A 22,059-nucleotide genomic window follows, 5' to 3' on the forward strand; every position below is an offset into this window, starting at 1 on the left:
CTTCTTCGCAGGCGGCAGGTCGTGACCAAACGCAAACCGGATCTAGGCATCGAATGGTTCCGGCTGCTGCGCCGGGTCGCGCAGCGGAACCGACAAGCGCAGCACCGTGCCCTTGCCGACACAGCTGTCGATGTTCAGCTCGCCGCTCAACATCTTGACCCGCTCCTGGATGCCGACCAGCCCAAAGCTGCGCGGCTTGCGGCGGTCGCCGGGATACATGCCGACGCCGTTGTCCTCGATGGTCAGCGTCAGCCGGCCATGCGCCACGCCCAGCTCGATGCGCACGCGGTTTGCCTGCGCATGGCGGCCAACGTTGGTGAGCGATTCCTGCAGGATGCGGAAGATGGCCGTCGCCTGCGCCTCCTGCAGCACCAGGCCCTCCTCGTCCATCACGAGTTCGCACGCAATGCCGTTGCGTTGCTCGAACTGCCGCACCTGCCATTCGATCGCGGCGCTCAGGCCGAGGTCGAGCACCGACGGTCGCAGGTTGTTCATGATGTTGCGGATCGATTTCATCGTGGTGTCGATATACTCCAGCGCCGCCGCCGACCGTTCCCTGAGCAGCGGATGACGGGTGCCGGCGCGGGCGTGCAGCGCGGACACATCAAGCCGCAGCACCAGCAGGTTTTGCCCCAGCTCATCGTGGATCTCGCGGGCGATGCGCTTGCGCTCGTCTTCCCGGATGCGTTCCTGGTAGGCCGCCAGCTCGCGCAGCGTCTCCTGCGACTGGCGCAACGCCTCTTCCATGTTCCTGCGTTCCGCCACTTCATGCTCGAGCTGCGCGATGACCTTGCGCAATTGCGCGGCGCTGGGCTGCAACAGCATCTTCGGCACCACCGGGAGCAACATGACCGCGGTGGCGGCGGACACGATGGCAGTGAGTGCCTTGATGGCAAGGTCCAGCCCGTTGATCGGCGTCCAGACAGTCGTAAGCGTGCTGAGGTGGGAGGTGCCGCCGGCAAAGATGACCAGCGCGAACATCACATACATCCGGTGGAAGCGAACGTTTCCGCGGCGGTATACGAAATAGATGAGCGATGTGGAAATGGAATAACAGGCAAGTCCGATGATCACGTCCGAGGCCGCATAAGCCCAAAGCAGTTCGGGCTTCCAGAGATAACGATGACCAAGGGACAGAATCCCTTGGTTGGAAAACCACTGTTCCATCAGGTTGGACACTTTTTCCTCCCATGTTTCCGGGCTGTCGTTCCGGCAATTTTCCGGCATTTGTCTCCCGCTGCGTCCGCGGCAGTGCCAGTGTAGCAGCTTGCCAATCCGGCATTGTCAATCTGGCACGCAAAGACAAGTAAACCCGCGCCATGGGCAGGCGCCCTGCGGCCGCAGCAGGCTTGTGCAATCAGCCAACAGTCGTATTGCGCCGCGTCGCGACGTTGCTCCATACTTGCTCCAGCCGTGTCCCGGAGGACATACAGCAGGCAGGGACCGGAACGCAGCCCGCCTGAGCCATCAGAAGACTGCCATGCCGCCATTCCTGCAAACCTATCGTTCCGTCGTCTGGACCACCCTCCTGCTGCTGGGCGCATTTTTCACGACATCCATCGCCGGCTATCAGTCCGCTACCCATGCTCTGCAACAGGAGATCGGCGAGCGGGTGCTGCCGCTGGCCGGCGACCAGGTGCAGGCCGCGCTGCAGTCCGACCTGGAGAAACCGGCCGTGATCGCGTCGATGATGGCCAACGACAGCTTCGTGCAGGACTGGCTGCTCAATGGCGAAGGCGACGCCGCGCCGATCGTGCATTACCTGTCCGAAGTGCGGCAGCTGCAAGGCGCCGCCACCACCTTCCTGGTGTCAGAACGCAGTCGCAAATACTATTACGCCGACGGCACGCTCAAAGCGATCCAGGAAGACGACGCGCAGGACAACTGGTTCTTTCGCGCGAAGGAAGCGCACGTGCCCTTCGTCGTCGACATCAGCGTCGACCACGCCAATGGCGGCGCGCTGACGGTGTTCATCCACCATCGCATGCTCGCGCGCGACGGCGCTTTCCTCGGCGTGGCCGGCGTCGGCCTCAAGGCGGACCGGCTGGGGGAACTGATCGAGAATGTCCAGCGCCGCTTCGACAGCCGCATCTATTTCGTCGATGGACAAGGCTCGCTGGTGCTGGCCGGAAGCGCCCTGAAGCAGTGGCGCGGCGCGCTGCGGCAGGCGCCCGGCATCGGCGGGCTCGCGCACGCGCTGCTGCACAAGGACAGCAAGCCGGCCTGGTTCGAATACCAGCGTGACGGCGCGCGCGTGCTGGTCAGCTCGCGCTTCGTGCCGGAACTAGGCTGGCACCTGCTGGTGGAGCAGGACTTTGCGCCGCTCGTCGAACCGTTACGGCATCGCTTCCTGCTCAATCTCGCCATCGGCCTGGGCGCAACGCTGGTGGCATTGATCATCCTGCTGCTTGCCGCACGACGCCATCGCGCGCAACTGGAGCGGACGGCAGGCAGCGACCCGCTGACGGGGCTGCTCAACCGGCAGGCCTTCGACATCGTCTTCCACCATGCGAAGCTCGACGCGGAACGCACCGGCCGGCCGATGTCCTGCATCCTGTTCGACATCGACTTCCTGAAGCAGATCAATGACAGCCACGGTTACGGTGCCGGCGACGACGTGCTGCGCATGGCAGCAATGGTGGCGCGCAATACCGTGCGCGAGAGCGACGTGATCGTCCGCTGGGGTGGCGAAGAGTTCATGGTCCTGCTCAAGGAATGCGCGCTGGAGCAGGCCGCGACGGTGGCGGAAAAGCTGCGCGAAGCGATCGACGCACATGATTTCTCCGCCATGGTGCCGCATCGCGGCATCACTATCAGCCTTGGTGTCGCGCAGTTCGGCATGCAGGAAGCGGGGTGGGCTTTCTTCGCGCGGCTGTATGAAGCGCTGTCGAAGGCCAAGGCGAATGGACGAAATCGACTGCAGGTGGCGCTCGCGGCCCATAGTGCGTGCGCCGAGGCGGCAAGGGCGTGAATCAAGGCGGTTCGGTCGTTGGCTGTTGTCGATGCCTGTGACATGTTCTGGCCAAGCCGCCCCCTCCCCGGCCACATCCACCTGTCCCATGGCTGTTGATGCCCCACAATATCCAGGTTGATTTCCGGAACTTCCCCATTGCAGTTTTGCCATCGCCGCCCTACCTTGGGTTCGTACATCTCGGTCGAACATCATGAATGCGCGGCACCCCCTACTTGCAGCGATCTGGACGGTCCTGAAATGGATCCTCATTGTGCTGGGCATCGTCCAGCTGGTCATGATGGCCTTCTCACTGTGGTTCTTCGGAGTGATTCCCATCCCGTTCCTGACCGAGCAGGCGCCCAAACCACACGCGCAATTCGCGGTCACTGGACTTTCACCGACTGCGGATCGAGCCTATCTGGAATTCGCCGAACCTGGCCGGAATCTTCGAATCGGCTGGAAGGATCTGCAAACGTCTGAAGTGTTTATGCTGGTTCCCAAAGGCTCCGACGATGTGCTGGCAGCGCCACACAGCTCCAGCGACGGCAAGAAACTTGCGGTCGTCATCAAGGAGGCCGCGTACCAATACACACGATCGCAAATCGGCATCCTGGATCTGGATCGGATGACGTACCGTCCGATCACCAGGGGCGAGGGTTACAAGCAATTGCCGTCATTCTCGCGCGACGGCCGGAAAATCATCTATGCACAGTCGAACAGGGTTCGAGAGAGTGGAAGGACGCGCTTCTCTCAATGGGATTTCTACGAAACAGATGTAGAAACAGGCGCGATGACACGGCTGACCGAGTTCTGCTTTTTCGCAGTGGATAACCCGTTCTATCTTGCGGACGGCGAGCGATTCATTTTTTCCGGCGAATACCCGTCATGCAATTTCCCTTCGCCTGGCGACAAAGGCAAATATGATTACTACGTAAAAATTCATCGTGAAAACACGATTTTTCTCCGGACGCGAGACGACAAATCTCCATTGACCCCATTGTTTTACAACGGGGAAACCTCCCATTCACCATTACTCACGGACGATGGCAGGATCTTCTTCATTTCAAGAACAAATGAAATGGATGGAATCAAAGTAGGCAACTACAACTACGATCTCTTCGTCCAGGAGCACGGAAACATCAGGCGGCTCACGAACTTGCAAACCTTCCTTACCTCGATTGCGGTTTCGCCGGCTGGAGATATCGTGGCGTATGAAAGCGACAAACAGCGGAACCAGGAGCGAACGCACTGGATCCTCCAGGTTCAGGACGGCACAACCAGTGAGTTAACCCTCGGCGACCCTCAATCGTTCCATATTCTGGAAGTGGTTCAGGGAGAACGATAAATGTCCGCCACAAAGAAGCAAGAAATAAAAAGGGAGCGTTTCCGCTCCCTTTTTCATGCCGATCGTTCCGATCTTCTTAGTAGCTGACCAACGGCGTCGGCTGACCGTTCTTGAAGTTGAACACCGTGACCGGCGACTGCTTCATGTTGCCCTTGTCGTCGAAGGAGTAGGTGCCGGCGACGCCCTTGTAGGTGCCCTTGTAGATCTCGGCGCCGACCTTGGCGGGTTCGATCGAATTGGACTTCTTCATCGCGTCGGCATACATCATTACGCCGTCATAGAAGGAAGCGGCGTAGACGTCCGGGTCTTGGTTGAAGCGCTTCTTGTACTTTTCCTTGAAAGCCGGGCCGCTGGCGGCCTTGTCGAGGATGGCGCCGCCTTGCGCGCACAGCACGTTCTCGCCAACCGCGTCACCACCAAGCTTGCCCATTTCCGGCACACAGATGGTGTCGCCGCCGAGCAGCTTGGCATTGATGCCGAGCTGCTTCATCTGGCGTGCCATCGGGCCGCCCTGCGGTGCATAGCCGCCAAGGAAGATCGCGTCGACCTTCTTGGCCTTCAGGCTGGTCAGGATGGAGGTGAAGTCGGATGCCTTGTCGGTGGTGAATTCATGGCCGGCGACCTTCATGCCGGATGCCTTGGCCTGCTTCTCGAATTCCTCGGCGACGCCTTGTCCGAAGGCGGTGCGGTCATCGACCACGGCAACTGTCTTCAGCTTGAGTTCCTTGGCGGCATACAGCGCCATCTTGGAGCCGAGCTGAGAATCGCTGGCGTTGACGCGGAACAGGTTCTTGTAGCCTTGCTGCGTGACCTTCGGATTGGAAGCAACGGTGGCAACCACCACGCCGCCTTCGCTGTAGACGCGCGAGGCCGGGATCGTGACGCCCGAGTTGTACGGACCGACCACGTACTTCACGCCGCTGTCGACCAGCTTTTGCGCCACGCTCACGCCGGACTTCGGATCGGCCTGGTCATCCTCGCTCACCAGTTCGAACTTGACCTTCTTGCCGCCGACGGTGATCGGCTTGGCGTTCAGCTCCTCGACGGCGAGGCGCGCGCCGTTTTCATTGTCCTTGCCGGAAAAGGCTTGCGAGCCGGACAAGGGGCCGCTGTGGCCGATCTTGACGACGATTTCCTGCGCGGATGCAGTGCCGACCAGGCCAAGGATGGCAAGACCGCCGATAATCTTGTTCAGTTTCATCATTGTTGTTCCTCGTTGAAGTATCTCTCCAGGACGCGCCGATCGTGTCGCGCTACGCCCGACTCTGTGAACGGGATGGGTCACGGATGGGGATTATGGGGAAGGTGGCGGAAAATTATCTTGCGTTCTTTTCACGGAATCGAAAGATTCTCAGCAATTTATTTCCCGCCATCCGGCATTATCAAATTTAATTTGGTTTGGCGACAGGGGTAGTCAAACTGACAAGGCGGCAAACATGGACAAGGGAAATCTGTACGCAGCGATGCCGGCACAACTGCCGGAAGAATTCTTCCAGGTGCTGGCGGAAGGCAAGGCAGGCAAGGGCGCGCGCATCGAGCGCATCGTCTCGAAGGGGCACCGTTCACCGCCGGGATTCTGGTATGACCAGCCGGAAAATGAATGGGTGACGGTCCTGCAGGGACGCGCCGCATTGCGTTTCGAACAGGGCGACCGCGTGCTGGAGCTGGCCCCCGGCGACTACGTCAACATTCCCGCGCATGAGAAGCACCGCGTGGAGTGGACGGCGGAGGAGACGGAGACCGTCTGGCTCGCGGTCTTCTATTGAGTGCGCCCGATTGCGCCGTACCGGATCTTGCAGTAAGGTCTTCTACCAACAATAAATCGCTCATCATGACCCAGACAGTCTCTTCCACGACCGTCACCCCGCCGCAGGCGCAGTTCGGCAGGCCGGAAAGCGGCTGGCGCCTGCGTCTTTACACCGTCATTTTCGAAGCCGATACACCCGCCGGCCGGCGCTTCGACCTGGGGCTGATCGCCGCCATCCTGTTCAGCATCCTGGTGGTCATGTTCGACAGCGTGCAGGCCATCAATCGCGGCCATGCGGCGCTGATCGATGCGCTCGAATGGATCTTCACCGCCCTGTTTACGGTCGAATACCTGCTCCGGCTCGCCTGCGTGCGCTATCCGCTGCGCTACGCCACGAGCTTCTTCGGCATCGTCGATCTGCTGTCGGTGCTGCCGACCTACCTCGCGTTCTTCGTTCCGGAAGTGCACCTGCTGCTCGACGTGCGCATCCTGCGCCTGCTGCGCATTTTCCGGATCCTGAAGCTGAGCATGTACGTGCAGGAATACCAGGTGCTGACCAATGCGGTGCGTGCGAGCCGGCGCAAGATCATGGTGTTCCTGTCGATCGTGATGATGGTGGTGCTGGTCATGGCCACGATCATGTATGTCATCGAAGGGCCGGAAAACGGCTTCACCAGCATTCCCAAGGCGATGTACTGGGCGATCGTGACCATGACCACCGTCGGCTACGGCGACATCACGCCGCACACCGACATCGGCGAGATGATTGCTTCGCTGATGATGCTGCTCGGCTGGGGCGTACTGGCGGTGCCGACCGGCATCGTCACCGCCGAGATCACCACGCAGCGCCTGACGCGCCCGGTCACCACGCGCACCTGCCCGCATTGCCTGAGCGAGGGGCATGAGGCGGACGCGAAATATTGCAAGGATTGCGGCGAGCGCCTTCCGCCCTACCAGCATGCGTGAACCGATACGACAAGGACAGCATTGATGGATCTGCTTATACGCAACGCCACACTGCCCGATGGTGCGCGCGGCATCGACATTGCCATTGCAAACGGACGCATCGCCGCCGTCGGCCCGGCGCTACCGGCACAAGCCGCGCAGGAAATCGATGCGGGCGGCGACCTCGTCACGCCCCCCTTCGTCGATGCGCATTTTCACATGGATGCCACGCTCAGCCACGGCCTGCCGCGTGTCAACCGCTCCGGCACGCTGCTGGAAGGCATTGCCCTGTGGGGCGAGCTCAAGCCGATGCTGACGCAAGAAGCACTGGTCGAGCGCGCCCTGCACTATTGCGACTGGGCCATCGCGCACGGGCTGCTGGCGATCCGCACGCACGTGGACGTGTGCGATGACCGCCTGCTGGCGGTGGAAGCGCTGCTGCAAGTGAAGAAACAGGTCGCGCCCTGGCTGAACCTGCAGCTGGTGGCGTTTCCGCAGGACGGCCTGTTGCGCAACCCGAACGCCTTCGCCAACCTGAAGCGCGCGATCGGCATGGGCGTGGACGTGGTCGGCGGCATTCCGCATTTCGAGCGCACCATGACTGAAGGCGCGGAATCGGTGCGCCTGCTGTGCGAATTCGCCGCCGAACAGGGCCTGCGCGTGGACATGCATTGCGACGAAACGGACGATCCGCTGTCGCGACACATCGAGACGCTCGCGTATCACACGCAGCGGCTCGGCCTGCACGGAAGGGTGGCCGGTTCGCACCTGACCTCGATGCATTCGATGGATAACTATTACGTCAGCAAGCTGCTGCCGCTGATGCATGAGGCCGGTGTCGCCGCGATCGCCAATCCGCTCATCAACATCACGCTGCAGGGGCGGCATGACAGCTATCCGAAGCGACGCGGCATGACACGCGTGCCGGAGCTGCTGGCTGCCGGCATCGACGTCGCATTCGGCCACGACTGCGTGATGGATCCGTGGTACAGCCTCGGCTCCGGCGACATGCTGGAAGTGGCGCACATGGGCTTGCATGTGGCGCAGATGACCGGGCAGGACGCGATGCATGCCTGCTTCACGGCCGTGACCGAAACGCCTGCGCGCATCCTCGGCCTGGAAAGCTATGGCCTGAAGCCCGGGTGCCATGCGGACATGGTGATCCTCGATGCCGGCAATCCGATCGAAGCAATCCGGCTGCGCGCGGCGCGCCGTTATGTGATCCGGCGCGGGCGGATCGTGAGCCGGTCGCCCGCCGCACAGGCGACACTGGACGTGCCGGGACGTCCGGGCACCGTCGATTTCAGGCACAGGCCGGCAGGATAAGCAGGGGAAAACCAGGGGACAAAAAACAAGAAATGAAAACCGAGACATTGAAACGCCTGCTGGCCATCGTGCTGCTGGTCGCCCTGGCACTGGGCGCAGCCGCCTCGATCGGCCTGCATTTTGCAACGCAGGCACTGAAGACGCAGGTCGAGCAGGCGCTCGGCCCGGACAGCGAGGTGGCGGACATCGTGGTCGGCTGGTCGGCGATCGAAGTGCGCGGCATGCGCGTCCGCGCGCCGAAAGGCTGGCCGGCCGAGGACGCGCTGCGCGCCGAGCGCATCGTGATCAAGCCCGACCTGCTTGGCCTGATGTCGGCGCGCGTGCATGTGCCGAACATCATGGTGGAAAAGGCATATATCTCCGTGCTGCGCGCGCGTGACGGCAAGCTGCGCCTGCTGCCGGGCCTGATGGAAGCGCCTGCGAACGCAGGCGGCGAGAAGGCATCGGCCGCGCTGCCGGTGTCGATCGTCAGCATCGAGCTACGGGATGGTGTGCTGGAGTTCTTCGACGCCACGGTGCGCCAGCCGGCGCACAAGACGCGCATCGACCAGGTGCATGCGCGCGTCGACGACCTGCAGCTGCCGAACCTGTCCGGCCGCACTCGCGTCCAGCTCGATGGCAATGTCAAGGGCGTGCACCGCGATGGCAGGCTGATGATCGACGGCTGGGCCGAAGTGGCCGACCGAAATTCGGACATCACCACCAAGCTGCAGGGCGTGGACCTGGTCGCGCTGCAGCCGTACCTGATCAAGGCATCGGAAACCGGCGTGCGACGCGGCACGCTGGACATGAAGCTGAAATCGACCGTGCGCAACAATCGCCTGCATGCGCCGGGCACGGTAACACTGACCGGTCTGGAGCTGCTGCCCGGCCAGGGCACGTTCGGCACCTTCATGGGCGTGCCTCGCCAGGCGGTCGTCGCCGCGCTGAAGAACCGCAACGGCCAGATCACGATCAACTTCACCCTGGACGGCAACCTGAACGACCCGCAATTCTCGCTGAACGACAGCTTCGCGCGCCGCATCGGCACCGCCGTGGCAGAAACCCTGGGCATCAGCATCGAAGGCTTGACACGCGGCGTCGGCAGCGCCGCCGAAGGCATCGGTGGCGTGGTGAAAAAACTGTTCAGGAAGTGAAGGGGAACACGGAATAACTGCGGATTATTTTTTCTTTTTGCGCGCCGTCCTGAGGCGCAGCAGGCGTAGCTGACGTGTTACGTGAGGGGAAAGCGGGGCCCACGGAAAACACGGAAAGCACGGGAAAAAGCTTTTACATTCATCCTTGAGATTCAAGGACCGCATCGGTCAAAAAAGATTTTTCCGTGCTTTCCGTGTTTTCCGTGGACAAAAGCCGGCGCGTCGCAACGTTCTCTGATGGCACTCTTGATTTGATACAATCGCCCGCGTTGTTGGGCGGGTAACTTCAAGGGGAAATGCATGCTTTCGAAATTGACGGCTGCCATGTTGGCGGCGTCCTTTATTGTGCTCGCCGGATGTGCGCAGAACGAAACCGGCAACGGTGACGGACTGGCGCAAGGCAAGCAGGAGACGCAGGCGCAAACGACTGCCAAGCCGGCCGACGCACGCGCAGCGGCGAACAGCGCCGCGAACACCGCTGCGGCCGAGATCGGCAATCCGGCGATCATCGAATTCGACACGAAGGGGATCGCGCTGAACAGCGACGCGCAGGTGCTGCTCGCGCGGGTTGCCGCGGCGGCGAAGCCATCGAAAAAAATCGTGGTGAGGGGTTACTGTGACAAGCGCAAGGTCGGCGACGCGAAATCGATCGCGCTGGCTCGGGCGGGCGCAGTCAAGAAGGAACTGGTCAAGAACGGCGTCGCCGCGAACGCGATCCGCCTGAAGTACATCACCGACCAGGCCAAGAATCTGGTGAGGATCGATATCGTCAGCGAGACGACGCATGCCGGCAAGGCGGCTACCCACTGACGCCGGATTCACCACATGAAAACGGGGCTGCGCCGACCGGCGGCAGCCCCTTCGCATCGTTTCAGATTACTTTGTCGTCGTGCTCTCGTCGCGACGCATGTTTTCCTTCGAGGGATTGGTGGTCGTCCCACTAGTGGTTCCCGGGCTGGATGGCGAGACGGCCGAGCCGGAGCTGCCGGACTCCGACGACGTTCCCGAGCTGCCCGACGATCCCGACGTCGAACTGTCCGTGCCCGAGCTTCCACCGGACGTGCTACCTGACGTGCTGCCCGGCGGCGTTCCGCCAGAGGTATCGGTACTCGACGAACCCGATCCCGTCATGCCGGAGCCTGTGCTGCCGGACGACTTGCTGCTACCGTAATCCGGCGGAGGCGGCGTTTTCAGGCCGGAGCTTCCCGTGCCGCTCATCCCGGAACTTCCCGACGTGTCGGTGCCCGAGGTGCTGCCTGTCCCGGAGGTGCCGCTAGTCCCTGAACTTCCCGAAGTATCAGTACTGGTGCTGCCTGTGCCGGTACCGCTTCCGGATGTGGACGACCCCGTTCCGGAGCTGCCCGAGGTGTCGCTGCTGCCCGGCGTCGTGCTCGTGCCCGAACTGGTTCCGGCACTGCTCGGCGTGTCGCTGCTGCTGCCCGGCGCAGTGGTCGTGCCGCTCGTGCTGCTCGTACCGCTAGTGCCGCTCGTGTCACTTGTGCCCGAAGCGCTGCTGCCCGTGCCGGACGAGCCGGAAGAGGTGCTGCCGCTCTTGTCTTCGGTCGTGGTCGTTGTAGTCGTGACCGTGTTCGCGGAGCCGGACGTGCCGGAGCCCGAGGCGGCGGGGCTGGCCGCTTCCTGGGACTGCTTGCTCGGATCGTTCGTGGTGGTGGTGGTTGTCGTGCTCTGCGCGACTGCCTGCGTCGCAGTGCCGGCCATGCCGACTAGCGACAGAAATACGATGATGGGTAACTTCTTCATGCTCTCTCCTTCAATTGGAATTGCCGGTTTTATGAAGCATCCGGCGGTCATTTTTAGACCCCGCTCTGTTGACAGGTTCACAAATGCCGATTGAAAAAATGCAGAGCCTTGCGGCCGCCGCGCGCAGCACTCCTCCTCGCAGCGTGCCACGATGGCGAATTGTCCGAATTGTCGTTACGCCTTAATTGTCACTGCGCCATTCACCGCACGGCGCCGCATCGAATGATGCGCTCAGGCCGGCGCTTCACTCGTCATGGCGCCGCCCGCGTGAAAACGGCAGATAGAACAACCGGACGAAGTTGGTCATCTGGTTCAGGAAATAGCCCTGCGCTTCACTCACCATGCGCTCATAGGCATCGCGCTCGAGCGTGCCCTCGCATTCCTCCGACTTCAGCCGGCCGTCCTGGTAGCGGGTCTCCGTCATCTTCACATGGAGCTTGCCGCCTTCCGAATAGATCTCGGTGGAGGAATAGCGGAAGGTGAAAAACCCGCTGGGGCGCGGCATCGGTGCCGGCACGCGCGTCTCCGGCGTGCGGCTCTGCTCGACGGGGAAGAATGTGCCCCGCAGCTTTTCAAGCTCTCTGCTCATGCGATGTCTCCGATAATCAGGTTTCCAATTGCTTCGCGCATGGCCTCGTCCACCGTGTCCAGCCAGACGAAATGCAGTTGCCTGCGCGCTTCTTCCGGGATTTCGTCGAGCTCCTTGCGATTGCGCGCCGGCAGCATGACCGTCCTGATGCCGGCCTGCAGCGCGGCCAGCACTTTTTCCTTGACGCCGCCTACCGGCAATACCAGGCCGCGCAGGCTGATCTCGCCGGTCATTGCGCAATCGTTGCGCACCGGCTTGTCGCGCACGAGCGATGCCAATGCGACATAGATCGCCACGCCGGCACTCGGCCCGTCCTTGGGCATTGCTCCTGCGGGCACATGGACATGGATGTCGTTTTTATCGAAGACATCCGCTGCGACCTGGAGTTCATCGCAGCGCGCCTTGACCAGCGTCAGCGCGGCCTGCGCGCTCTCCTTCATGATGTCGCCCAGCTGTCCGGTGAGAATCAGTTTGCCGCTGCCCGGCGTGCGGCTTGCCTCAATGAACAGGATGTCCCCGCCCACCGGCGTCCACGCCAGCCCTGTAGCGACACCGGGCAGGCTGGTGCGCATGGCAAGCTCGCTCTCGAATTTGCGTGGGCCGAGGATATCGGGCAGGTCCGCCAGGCCGATCTGCATCTGCTGTGCGCTGCCTTCCGCGACACGCACGGCAACATAGCGCATGACATTGCCGATCTCGCGCTCAAGATTGCGCACGCCAGCTTCACGGGTGTAGTCGCGGATCAGCGCATGCAAGGTTTCTTCGTGCAGTACGCATTGCTGCGCATCCAGCCCCGCCGCTTCGAGTTGCCGCCGCACCAGGTAGCGGCGTGCAATCTGCATTTTTTCTTCCTCGGTGTAACCCGGCAGCCGGATCACTTCCATGCGATCAAGCAAGGGGATGGGAACGGAGTCGAGCATATTCGCGGTGCTGATGAAAAACACTTTCGACAGGTCAAACGGCTGGCCGAGATAATGGTCCCGGAAGTTCGCGTTCTGCTCCGGATCCAGCACTTCCAGCAGCGCGGAGGCAGGATCGCCATGCACGCCGGCGCCGAGCTTGTCGATTTCGTCCAGCATCAGCACGCAATTGCGGCTGGCGGCCTTGCGGATCGCCTGGATGATATTGCCCGGCATCGCGCCCACGTAGGTGCGGCGATGCCCGCGGATCTCGGCTTCGTCATACACGCCGCCAAGGCTCACGCGCGCGAAGCTGCGTCCCGTGGCGCGCGCGATGCTCTGGCCGAGCGAGGTCTTGCCGACGCCGGGCGGCCCGACGAAGCACAGGATCGGGCTCTTGCCGTGCGGATTGAGCTTGCGCACCGCGAGATGTTCAAGGATGCGGCGCTTCACCTTTTGCAGGCCGAAATGGTCTTCGTCGAGGATGCGGCGCGCCTCGGCGATGTCGATGCGGTCTTCGCTCTGCGTCGCCCACGGCAGTTCGCTCATCCATTCGAGCCAGGTCGAGAGCATGCCGTATTCCGCAGAGGCTTCCGGCATGCGTTGCAGCCGCTGCAATTCCTTGCGCGCATGGCCCTCGACGTCCTCCGGCATGCAAGCGCGCGCGATGGCTTCGCCCAGTTCCTGCAGTTCGCCGGCGATGCCTTCCGGCTCGCCCAGTTCATCCTGGATGGTCTTCAGCTGTTCCCGCAGCAGGTATTCGCGCTGGCGGTCGTCGATGCGCTCGCGCGTCTGCTCATGGATCTCGTGCGACAGGCGCAATACCTCGATGCGCCGCACCAGCAAGCGCAGCACCTTATCGAGGCGCTGCTGCAGATCGCGCGTTTCGAGCAGGTCCTGCTTTTGCTGCAGCGGCAAGTCCATCAACCCGGCGACGAAGTCTGCCAGCGCGGAGGCGGATTCGATATTTTCGGCAGCACCCGTCAGTTCCGACGGTGCCTGCGGCAGAAGATCGATGATTTCCGCAGCGCGCTCCTTGACCTGGATCATGCGCGCCTGGATGTCGGCGGACTGCTCCTCCGGATCCTTCAGCTGCTGGATGCGCGCGGCATGGAAGGGATAGCCCTCGAGGAACTCGATCACGCGGAAGCGCTGCTCGCCCTGGCATACCAGGTAATTCGCGCCGTCCTGCCCGGAGATGAAGCGCAGCACGCTGGCCATGGTGCCGGTGCGGTACAGCTGCTCCGGCGTGGGCGTCTCTTCTTCCGCGTCATGCTGCAGCACCAGCCCGACCGGCAGGCTGAGCCGCACCGCCTCGCGCGCCGCCGCGATCGAACGCTCGCGCCCGAGGTTGATCGGCGCAATCATTCCAGGGAACAGCACGAGCGAGCGCAGCGGAATGATGACGATGGCGTCGGCCGGCAGGTCCGGCGCGTCCCCGGCCGTCATCCTGAACGCATCGAGCGCGTCGGTGTCCTCGTCGTCCCGCCTGCGGCCGCGTTCCTGATCCTGGTCGGTGTTCATGATCCAGCCCCTCGTCCTCGCGCCCCTTGCCGGCGCCGTGAATCGCCTTTGCGGCGACAGGTGAATTTTCACTTGGACACGGCGCACAAGCCGACTGTTCCGCCGGAACCACGACAGAACTTATCCCGCGCCGCTTCAGTCGAATCTCACCTGCTCAGGACTGCCGCGCACGCAACTCATTTCAAGGAAAGGAATCGCATCATGGATCAACAAACTCTCTCTGGCATCAATGTCGCCATCCTGGTCACCGACGGCTTCGAGCAGATCGAATTCACCGACCCGCGCCAGGCACTGGAACAGCAAGGCGCCATCACCAAGGTCATTTCCAGCAAGCATGGCAAGGTGCAAGGCTTCCACCATGACACCAAGGCCGACCAGTTCGATGTCGACCTCACCTTCCAGGAAGCCGACTCGAAGGCATTCGACGCGGTGCTGCTGCCGGGCGGTGTGATGAACGGTGACCAGATCCGCATGATTCCCGAAGCGCAGCGCTTCGTGCAGGAAATGGATGAGGACGGCAAGATGATTGCCGCGATCTGCCACGGCGGCTGGCTGCTGGTCTCCGCAGGCCTGGTCAAGGGCCGCACCATGACCAGCTGGCCGACCTTGCAGGACGACATCCGCAATGCCGGCGGAAAATGGGTCGATCAGGAAGTCGTGGTCGACGGCAACCTAGTGACCAGCCGCAAGCCAAGCGACATTCCCGCCTTCAACCAGAAAATGACCGACACCCTGTCGCAGCGCATGACCGAAAGCGCGCGCAGGTCACGCAGCGACCAGGCCGGCATCGGAATTAGCGGCTGATTCTGGACTTTCCACGGAAGATCGTTTTGTCCACGGAAAACACGGAAAGCACGGAAAAACCCGCTGGTTCCTCCTCTGAAATTCCGAGGGATATGGAAGCCACAAGAATTTTTCCGTGTTTTCAGTGTTTTCCGTGGACCCTGTCTTTTGCGGACTTGGCGCATAAAGGTGCGCGTGCGACTGCCTTGAACTGTCCACGAAAAACACGAAAATAAGATCTCGGCAAAAAGCTCTACTTTTCGTGTCTTTCGTGTTTTTCGTGGACCCCGCCTTTCGCGGAGGTAGCAAATCAGTTGCGCGCGTGCGAGAGATGGAAAGCGTCGAGTCCTTCGAACTGGGACATCTCGCGGGCGAGGTCGCTGATCGGTGCGCCGCTGTTCTTGTCGAAGGCGACTGCGACGAAATGCCATTCGGTCTTGCCCTCTTTGACGGCGATCGAGATCGAGCCGCTGGCGATCTCGTAGCCACGGTTCACTGCGGCCTCGCGCAACTGCTCTTCGGTCGGTGCATAGCCTGCGTGGAAGCGCATCTCGATGGCGATGGCGGCGCGTGAGGGCAACCAGTTCGCCACCTTCGGCACCCAGATCATGCAGATGGCCGACAGCATCGCCAGCAGCATCGCCGACAGATAAAAGCCGACGCCTACCAGCACGCCGATCACCGAGGCCGCCCAGATGGACGCCGCCGTGGTCAGGCCGCTGATGTTGAAGCCTTCCTTCATGATGACGCCGGCACCGAGGAAACCGACGCCGGTGACGATGCCCTGGATGATGCGCGTCGGGTCCGCGCCGAGTCCGACCATCACCTGCCCGCCATACCAGTCGCCGGGATAGCCGGCGATCACCGTTAGCGCTGCCGAGGCCATGCATACCAGTCCGTAGGTGCGCATGCCGGCGGCGCGCCCGCGGTAGGAGCGCTCGTAGCCGACCAGCAGGCCGAGCAGCAGCGCGCCGAACAGGCTCAGGAAAACGATCAGGTTGGTGGCCAGCACCGGTCCGGACCAGAATGCCGCCAGTGAGTCGAGGGTGGGCAGGTCCGCAGTAAGCTTTTCCATCAGGGTTCCGCTGTTCGATCGGGAGTGAATCAGGATGCCTGGAAGCGCCGCAGGCCTTCCAGGTCGAGGATGCGGATGCCGCCGTAATCGACCTTCAGCAGCCCTTCCTTCTCCAGCACCTGCAACGCCTGGTTGGCGCGCTGGCGCGAGGCGCCGGACAGGTAGCCGATCTCTTCCTGCGAAACTTGCAGGAACATGTCGGTGCCGGGATAGAGGTGATTGTTGAAGAGCGCGGCGAGGCAGCGCGCGACGCGGGTGTCGACATCCAGCAGGCGGTCGAATTCGACCATGCCGATGAACTGCCCGAGGCGCTCGTTGAGCTGGCGCAGCAGGAAGTGCGTGAACGGCAGGCTGTTATCGAGCAGCCACATGAAGGTCTTGGCCGGCATGCGTGCGATGCGGCTGTCACGCAGCGCGACCACGTCATACTTGCGCACCTCTTGCTTGAGCAGCGTGCCTTCGCCGAACCAGCTGCCGGTGGCGATGCCGGTGAAGGTAACGGACTTCCCTTCGGGCGACAGCGTATTGATCTTGGCGAGGCCGTCGATGATGCCGAACCAGGCATCCACCATCTCGCCCTTGCGGCAGACGAAGCCTCCCTTCGGAACGAACTGCTCGACCGTATCGGCTTCCACACGTTCCAGTTGCGCCGGCGTCAGGTCTTTCGCCCAGATGGTTTGATGCAGCAGGTCCTTGAGGGAAACTTTCTCTGAGTTCATTGTGCGGCGCACCACCGATAAATTCAAAATAACGAATGATTGTCAGTCAAATGACAGCGCACAAAATTTGAACTGTCTAGTATCCTGACTACAAAAATTACGGAGACATTGTAAGCCGAGACGCTTGCCACGGATATACCTGCGGCAATGTACGGCTTCGCCCACGCAGGCGCTCCGATCCCTCACGACGGTTAGACCTGTTAAAAGAGAGTGGGATGATGGCAGACACAATCAAGTCGGGCGAACGCACGTTCCCCCGCATGCTTCTGCAGCACGCGCAAGCCAGGCCGGAGAAGCCGGCCTTCCGTGAAAAGGATCTTGGCATCTGGCAGACCTGGAACTGGGCCCAGGTGGCAGAGGAAGTGCGCGCCCTCGCCTGCGGCCTGGCGGCGATGGGTTTCAGGCGCGGCATGAGCCTGGCGATCGTCGGAGACAATCGTCCACGCCTGTACTGGTCGATGGCCGCCGCGCAATGCCTTGGCGGCGTCGCGGTGCCGCTCTATCAGGATGCGCCGGCCGCCGACATGGCCTATGTGCTGAACGATGCAGAGATCGATTTCGCGGTGGTCGAGGACCAGGAACAGGTCGACAAGCTGTTCGAGATCAAGCAAGGCCTCGATCGCATCTCGCACATCATTTACGACGATCCGCGCGGCATGCGCCACTACCATCAGAAGGAACTTGCGTCCTTCGACAAGGTGCAGGAACTCGGCCGCGAATTCGACAAGACGCATCCCGACTTCTTCATGAAAGAGGTCAATGCGGGCCGCGGCGACGACACCGCCGTGATGCTGTACACCTCCGGCACCACCGGCAAGCCCAAGGGCGTGTGCCAGACGCATGACTCCTTCATGGCCGCGGCGGAAGGCGGCGTCGGCTTCGACAGGCTCACGGCGGACGACGACATTCTTTCGTACCTGCCAATGGCGTGGGTGGGTGACCACCTGTTCTCCTTCGCGCAGGCGCTGCTCGCGGGCTTCACCGTGAACTGCCCGGAATCGGGCGACACGGTAATGACCGACATGCGCGAGATCGGCCCGACCTATTACTTCGCGCCGCCGCGCGTGTTCGAGAACATGCTGACGACGGTGATGATCCGCATGGAAGATGCGAGCGCGATCAAGCGCAAGATGTTCCATCACTACATGAACGTTGCCCGCCGCGTCGGTGCCGACATCCTCGACGGCAAGCCGGTCGGTTTCATGGACCGCATCCGCTACGCGCTCGGCAACGCCTTCGTGTACGGCCCGCTGAAGAACGTGCTCGGCCTGTCGCGCGTGCGCGTGGCCTACACCGCGGGCGCGGCCATCGGCCCCGACCTGTTCCGCTTCTACCGTTCCATCGGCGTCAACCTGAAGCAGCTGTACGGCTCCACCGAAACCTGCGCCTATGTGTGCCTGCAACCGGACGGCCACATCAAGTTCGACAGCGTCGGCACACCTGCACCGGGCGTGGAGGTGAAGCTGGCCGAGAACGGTGAAGTGCTGGTGAAGTCCGCCGCGATGCTCAAGGAATACTACAAGCGCCCCGATGCGACGGCGGAAGTAATCGACAGCGACGGTTACTTCCACACCGGCGACGCCGGCATCTTCGACGAAGAAGGCCACCTGAAGATCATCGACCGCGCCGCCGACGTGGGCAAGATGAACAGCGGCGAAATGTTCGCGCCGAACTACATCGAGAACAAGTTGAAGTTCTTCCCCTTCATCAAGGAGGCGGTCGCCTTCGGCAATCAGCGCGACATGGTGTGCGCCTTCATCAACATCGACATGGAAGCGGTCGGCAACTGGGCCGAGCGGCGCGGCATCCCCTATTCCGGTTACACCGATCTGGCCGGCAAGCGCGAAACCTACGAACTGATCGCCGAATGCGTCGAGAAGGTCAATGCCGATCTGTCGACCGAGTCGATGATGTCCGGCACGCAGATCCATCGCTTCCTCGTGCTGCACAAGGAGCTCGATCCGGACGACGACGAGCTGACCCGCACGCGCAAAGTGCGCCGCCGCTTCATCGCCGAGAAGTACAAGGTGCTGATCGATGCGCTCTATGCAGGCAAGACCTCGCAGTACATCGAAACGCAGGTGAAGTTCGAGGACGGCCGCCAGGGCATGGTCGCCGCCGACCTGCGCATCGTCGATGTGAAGACGTTTGATGAACTGAAGAAGGCCGCCTGAGAACATGAGTGCAAATCGACAAATCGGCGACGTGATCCTGGACCTGCAGAACATTTCGCTTTCCTTCGGCGGCGTGAAGGCGCTGACCGACATTTCCTTCGATGTGCGCGAACACGAGATCCGCGCCATCATCGGCCCGAACGGCGCCGGCAAGAGCTCGATGCTCAACGTGATCAACGGCGTGTACCACCCGCAGCAGGGCGAGATCGTGTATCGCGGCAAGCACCGCAAGGACATGAACACCTACAAGGCGGCGAAAAGCGGCATCGCGCGCACCTTCCAGAACATCGCGCTGTTCAAGGGCATGTCTGTGCTCGACAACATCATGACCGGCCGCAACCTGAAGATGCAGACCAACTTCCTGCTGCAGGCGCTCTACTGGGGCCCGGCGCAGAAGGAAGAGATCGAACACCGCAAGAAGGTGGAAGAGATCATCGACTTCCTCGAGATCCAGCACATCCGCAAGACACCCGTCAGCCGCCTGCCATATGGCTTGCAGAAGCGCGTCGAGCTCGGGCGCGCGCTGGCGGCGGAGCCGGAGATCCTGCTGCTCGACGAACCGATGGCCGGCATGAACGTGGAAGAGAAGCAGGACATGTGCCGCTTCATCCTCGACGTGAACGACCAGTTCGGCACCACCATCGTGCTGATCGAGCACGACATGGGCGTGGTGATGGACATTTCCGATCGCGTCGTGGTGCTCGATTACGGCAAGAAGATCGGCGATGGCACGCCGGACGAAGTGCGCGGCAACCAGGATGTGATCAACGCTTATCTGGGCGTAGCGCACTGATTCATGGATGGGCTTCTTCTTCCTTGCAGGGAGAAGAATGGGATGGGGGTAGAGCGGTTGTGCCGCTTGCACCGATGTATCAACCACTCTCCCCCCACCCTTGCCCTCCCTTATAAGGGCTGAGGTTTACCCAAAAACCGGCTGATGCTTGTACTTCAGCTTGGGGAGCGCACTGTAAGGCTCCTTCCCCCTCGTAGAGGGAAGGCCGGGATGGGGTGTAAAGGTCGAATTTCCGACTGTGATGATTCGACCTCGCTACCTCCATCCTAACCTTCCCCCTGCAAGGGGGAAGGGACAAAGGACGTTAAACAGGGACAAGACATGGATGTGAGTTTCTTCTTCGAAGTTCTGATCGGCGGCCTGCTGGCCGGCGTGATGTATGCACTGGTCGCGCTCGGCTTCGTGCTGATCTACAAGGCTTCCGGCGTGTTCAACTTTGCGCAGGGCGCAATGGTGTTCTTCGCCGCGCTGACCTGCGTCGGCATCGCCGATGGGCTCGGCGTGTCGCTCTGGATTGCGATCCCGCTGACGATGGTCGCGATGGTGATCCTCGGTCTGGCCACCGAACGCATCGTGCTGCGGCCGCTGGTGAACCAGCACGAGATCACGCTGTTCATGGCGACCATCGGCCTGACCTTCTTCGTCGAAGGCCTGGCGCAGCTGCTGTGGGGATCGCAGGTGCGCGAGCTGCAGATCGGCATCGAAGACGTGCCGATCCAGTACCTGCTCGACAACTTCAACATTTCTGTGTCGCAGTTCGATGTGATCACCGCTGGCATCTGCGCCGCGCTGGTGACCGGACTCGCCCTGTTCTTCTCCAAAACCAAGATCGGCCGCGCGCTGCGTGCCGTCGCGGACGACCACCAGGCCGCGCTGGCCGTGGGCATTCCTCTGCAGCAGATCTGGGGCATCGTGTGGGCGGTCGCAGGTTTTGTGGCGCTGGTGGCGGGCCTGCTGTGGGGTGCGCGCAATGGCGTGCAGTTCGCGCTGACCTTCGTTGCGCTGAAAGCGCTGCCGGTGCTGATCCTGGGCGGCTTCACCTCGGTGCCGGGCGCGATCCTCGGCGGCCTGATCATCGGCGCCTCGGAAAAGCTGGCCGAAGTGTATATCGGCCCGATGGTGGGCGGCGGTATCGAGGGATGGTTCCCGTATGTGCTGGCGCTGCTGTTCCTGCTGGTACGGCCGGAGGGGCTGTTCGGCGAGAAGATCATTCGAAGGATTTAGCGAAAAGGTTTTACATGCAGGCCCCTTCCCCCTCTTAGGGGGAAGGTTGGGATGGGGGTGATGCGTTCGCGCCGTCACAAGCGATTGCCCGGTCGCACTACCCCCACCCTGGCCCTCCCCCTGCAAGGGGGAGGGAATCGGCAGGTTAATGAATCAACGGCATTTACCGAATCAGGAATACAACATGTTCTACCGCGAAGCAGGACAATTCAAAGTCACCTACCAGGCTGACAACCAGATCTTCCCGATCCGGCAGGACCGCGTCGGCATCGCTCTGTTGCTGGCGGTTGCCTTCCTTGCCGTTCCTTTCCTGGCATCGCCCTATGTGTTCTCGGCGATCCTGATTCCTTTCCTGATTTTTTCGCTCGCCGCGCTGGGCCTGAACATCCTCACCGGCTATGCGGGGCAGCTCTCGCTCGGCACCGCGGCCTTCATGGCGGTGGGCGCCTTCGCCTCGTATAACTTCATCCTGCGCATCCCCGGCATTCCGGTGCTGCTCGCCTTCATCCTCGGCGGACTGTGCGCGGCACTGGTCGGCGTTGCCTTCGGCCTGCCCTCGCTGCGCATCCGCGGCTTCTATCTGGCCGCTGCGACGCTGGCGACGCAGTTTTTCGTGGTGTGGTGCCTGACCAAGATCTCCTGGTTCACCAACAACAGCTCCTCGGGCGTGATCACTGCGCAGCCGATCGTCATCTTCGGCTACCACTTCGATAGCCCGGCCAGCAAGTACCTGCTGACGCTGGCCATCGTGTGCGTGATGGCGGTGATGGTGAAGAACATGGTGCGCACCAACGTCGGCCGCTCCTGGATGGCGGTGCGCGACATGGACGTCGCCGCCGAAGTGATCGGCTTCCGCCTGATGCGCACCAAGCTGCTGGCGTTCGCGGTCAGCTCCTTCTACTGCGGCGTGGCCGGCGCGCTGTACGCGTTCGCCTACCTCGGCACGGTGGAGCCGGAAGCCTACAGCCTGGACCTGTCCTTCCGCATCCTGTTCATGATCATCATCGGCGGCGTCGGCTCCATCATCGGCGCCTTCTTCGGTTCGGCCTTCATCGTGCTGCTGCCC

20 protein-coding genes are annotated in these 22,059 nt (G+C 61.9%); 14 read left to right on the plus strand and 6 right to left on the minus strand.

What is annotated here, in order from left to right:
* Positions 1-42 precede the first annotated feature (42 nt).
* Positions 43-1,227 (minus strand): sensor histidine kinase, encoded by a 1,185-nt coding sequence (locus VJ698_RS11710; RefSeq protein ID WP_324102939.1) that lies wholly within the window; start codon positions 1,225-1,227, stop codon positions 43-45.
* 253 nt (positions 1,228-1,480) lie between these two features.
* Between VJ698_RS11710 and VJ698_RS11715 the strand changes: the two genes are divergently transcribed.
* On the plus strand, positions 1,481-2,971 hold the full coding sequence (locus VJ698_RS11715) for a sensor domain-containing diguanylate cyclase (RefSeq protein ID WP_324102940.1): 1,491 nt from the start codon (positions 1,481-1,483) through the stop codon (positions 2,969-2,971).
* 193 nt (positions 2,972-3,164) lie between these two features.
* A complete protein-coding gene (locus VJ698_RS11720) occupies positions 3,165-4,298 on the plus strand; it encodes a hypothetical protein (protein WP_324102941.1) in 1,134 nt (377 codons plus the stop codon).
* A 76-nt stretch (positions 4,299-4,374) separates the two neighbouring features.
* Here VJ698_RS11720 and VJ698_RS11725 read toward each other — a convergent pair whose 3' ends face one another.
* The gene (locus tag VJ698_RS11725) at positions 4,375-5,499 is read right to left on the minus strand and encodes a branched-chain amino acid ABC transporter substrate-binding protein (RefSeq protein ID WP_324102954.1); all 1,125 of its coding nucleotides are present in this window, start codon (positions 5,497-5,499) and stop codon (positions 4,375-4,377) included.
* Positions 5,500-5,734: 235 nt separating this feature from the next.
* On the opposite strand from VJ698_RS11725, the gene VJ698_RS11730 reads away from it, so the two are divergent.
* From VJ698_RS11730 to VJ698_RS11760, 7 genes are all read left to right on the plus strand, one after another.
* Positions 5,735-6,064 carry a cupin domain-containing protein gene (locus VJ698_RS11730; protein ID WP_324102942.1) on the plus strand — a complete coding sequence of 110 codons (330 nt, stop codon included), beginning with the start codon at positions 5,735-5,737 and terminating at the stop codon, positions 6,062-6,064.
* Between the two features lie 65 nt (positions 6,065-6,129).
* Positions 6,130-7,011 (plus strand): ion transporter, encoded by an 882-nt coding sequence (locus tag VJ698_RS11735; protein ID WP_324102943.1) that lies wholly within the window; start codon positions 6,130-6,132, stop codon positions 7,009-7,011.
* Between the two features lie 24 nt (positions 7,012-7,035).
* Positions 7,036-8,316 (plus strand): amidohydrolase family protein, encoded by a 1,281-nt coding sequence (locus VJ698_RS11740; RefSeq protein WP_324102944.1) that lies wholly within the window; start codon positions 7,036-7,038, stop codon positions 8,314-8,316.
* A gap of 32 nt (positions 8,317-8,348) precedes the next feature.
* Positions 8,349-9,452 carry a DUF748 domain-containing protein gene (locus VJ698_RS11745; protein WP_324102945.1) on the plus strand — a complete coding sequence of 368 codons (1,104 nt, stop codon included), beginning with the start codon at positions 8,349-8,351 and terminating at the stop codon, positions 9,450-9,452.
* 300 nt (positions 9,453-9,752) lie between these two features.
* The gene (locus VJ698_RS11750; RefSeq protein WP_324102946.1) at positions 9,753-10,262 is read left to right on the plus strand and encodes an OmpA family protein; all 510 of its coding nucleotides are present in this window, start codon (positions 9,753-9,755) and stop codon (positions 10,260-10,262) included.
* 118 nt (positions 10,263-10,380) lie between these two features.
* A complete protein-coding gene (locus VJ698_RS11755) occupies positions 10,381-10,623 on the plus strand; it encodes a hypothetical protein (protein ID WP_324102947.1) in 243 nt (80 codons plus the stop codon).
* A gap of 36 nt (positions 10,624-10,659) precedes the next feature.
* The gene (locus VJ698_RS11760; RefSeq protein WP_324102948.1) at positions 10,660-11,307 is read left to right on the plus strand and encodes a hypothetical protein; all 648 of its coding nucleotides are present in this window, start codon (positions 10,660-10,662) and stop codon (positions 11,305-11,307) included.
* 150 nt (positions 11,308-11,457) lie between these two features.
* Here the strand turns inward: VJ698_RS11760 and VJ698_RS11765 are convergent, their stop codons facing one another.
* Both VJ698_RS11765 and lon read right to left on the minus strand, forming a co-directional pair.
* Entirely contained in the window at positions 11,458-11,802 is a 345-nt protein-coding gene (locus tag VJ698_RS11765; protein ID WP_324102949.1) for a hypothetical protein, read from the minus strand.
* On the minus strand, positions 11,799-14,150 hold the full coding sequence (lon, locus tag VJ698_RS11770) for an endopeptidase La (RefSeq protein ID WP_324102955.1): 2,352 nt from the start codon (positions 14,148-14,150) through the stop codon (positions 11,799-11,801). Before lon ends, VJ698_RS11765 begins: the two co-directional genes overlap by 4 nt.
* A 276-nt stretch (positions 14,151-14,426) precedes the next feature.
* On the opposite strand from lon, the gene VJ698_RS11775 reads away from it, so the two are divergent.
* Entirely contained in the window at positions 14,427-15,029 is a 603-nt protein-coding gene (locus tag VJ698_RS11775) for a type 1 glutamine amidotransferase domain-containing protein (RefSeq protein ID WP_324102950.1), read from the plus strand.
* A gap of 289 nt (positions 15,030-15,318) precedes the next feature.
* Here the strand turns inward: VJ698_RS11775 and VJ698_RS11780 are convergent, their stop codons facing one another.
* Positions 15,319-16,062, minus strand: a complete 744-nt coding sequence (locus tag VJ698_RS11780; RefSeq protein ID WP_324102956.1) for an MgtC/SapB family protein — start codon at positions 16,060-16,062, stop codon at positions 15,319-15,321.
* A gap of 50 nt (positions 16,063-16,112) precedes the next feature.
* Positions 16,113-16,802 carry a Crp/Fnr family transcriptional regulator gene (locus VJ698_RS11785; protein ID WP_324102951.1) on the minus strand — a complete coding sequence of 230 codons (690 nt, stop codon included), beginning with the start codon at positions 16,800-16,802 and terminating at the stop codon, positions 16,113-16,115.
* Positions 16,803-17,017: 215 nt separating this feature from the next.
* On the opposite strand from VJ698_RS11785, the gene VJ698_RS11790 reads away from it, so the two are divergent.
* The 4 genes from VJ698_RS11790 to VJ698_RS11805 all read left to right on the plus strand — a co-directional run.
* The gene (locus VJ698_RS11790; protein WP_414691149.1) at positions 17,018-18,976 is read left to right on the plus strand and encodes an AMP-dependent synthetase/ligase; all 1,959 of its coding nucleotides are present in this window, start codon (positions 17,018-17,020) and stop codon (positions 18,974-18,976) included.
* 4 nt (positions 18,977-18,980) lie between these two features.
* Entirely contained in the window at positions 18,981-19,769 is a 789-nt protein-coding gene (locus VJ698_RS11795) for an ABC transporter ATP-binding protein (protein ID WP_324102952.1), read from the plus strand.
* Between the two features lie 327 nt (positions 19,770-20,096).
* Complete coding sequence (locus VJ698_RS11800; protein WP_324102958.1) at positions 20,097-20,993, plus strand: branched-chain amino acid ABC transporter permease; 897 nt, start codon at positions 20,097-20,099, stop codon at positions 20,991-20,993.
* A 184-nt stretch (positions 20,994-21,177) separates the two neighbouring features.
* On the plus strand, positions 21,178-22,059 hold an 882-nt coding region (locus VJ698_RS11805; RefSeq protein WP_324102953.1), incomplete at its 3' end, for a branched-chain amino acid ABC transporter permease.

Source organism: Noviherbaspirillum sp. (assembly GCF_035254685.1).
Lineage (GTDB): Bacteria > Pseudomonadota > Gammaproteobacteria > Burkholderiales > Burkholderiaceae_D > Noviherbaspirillum.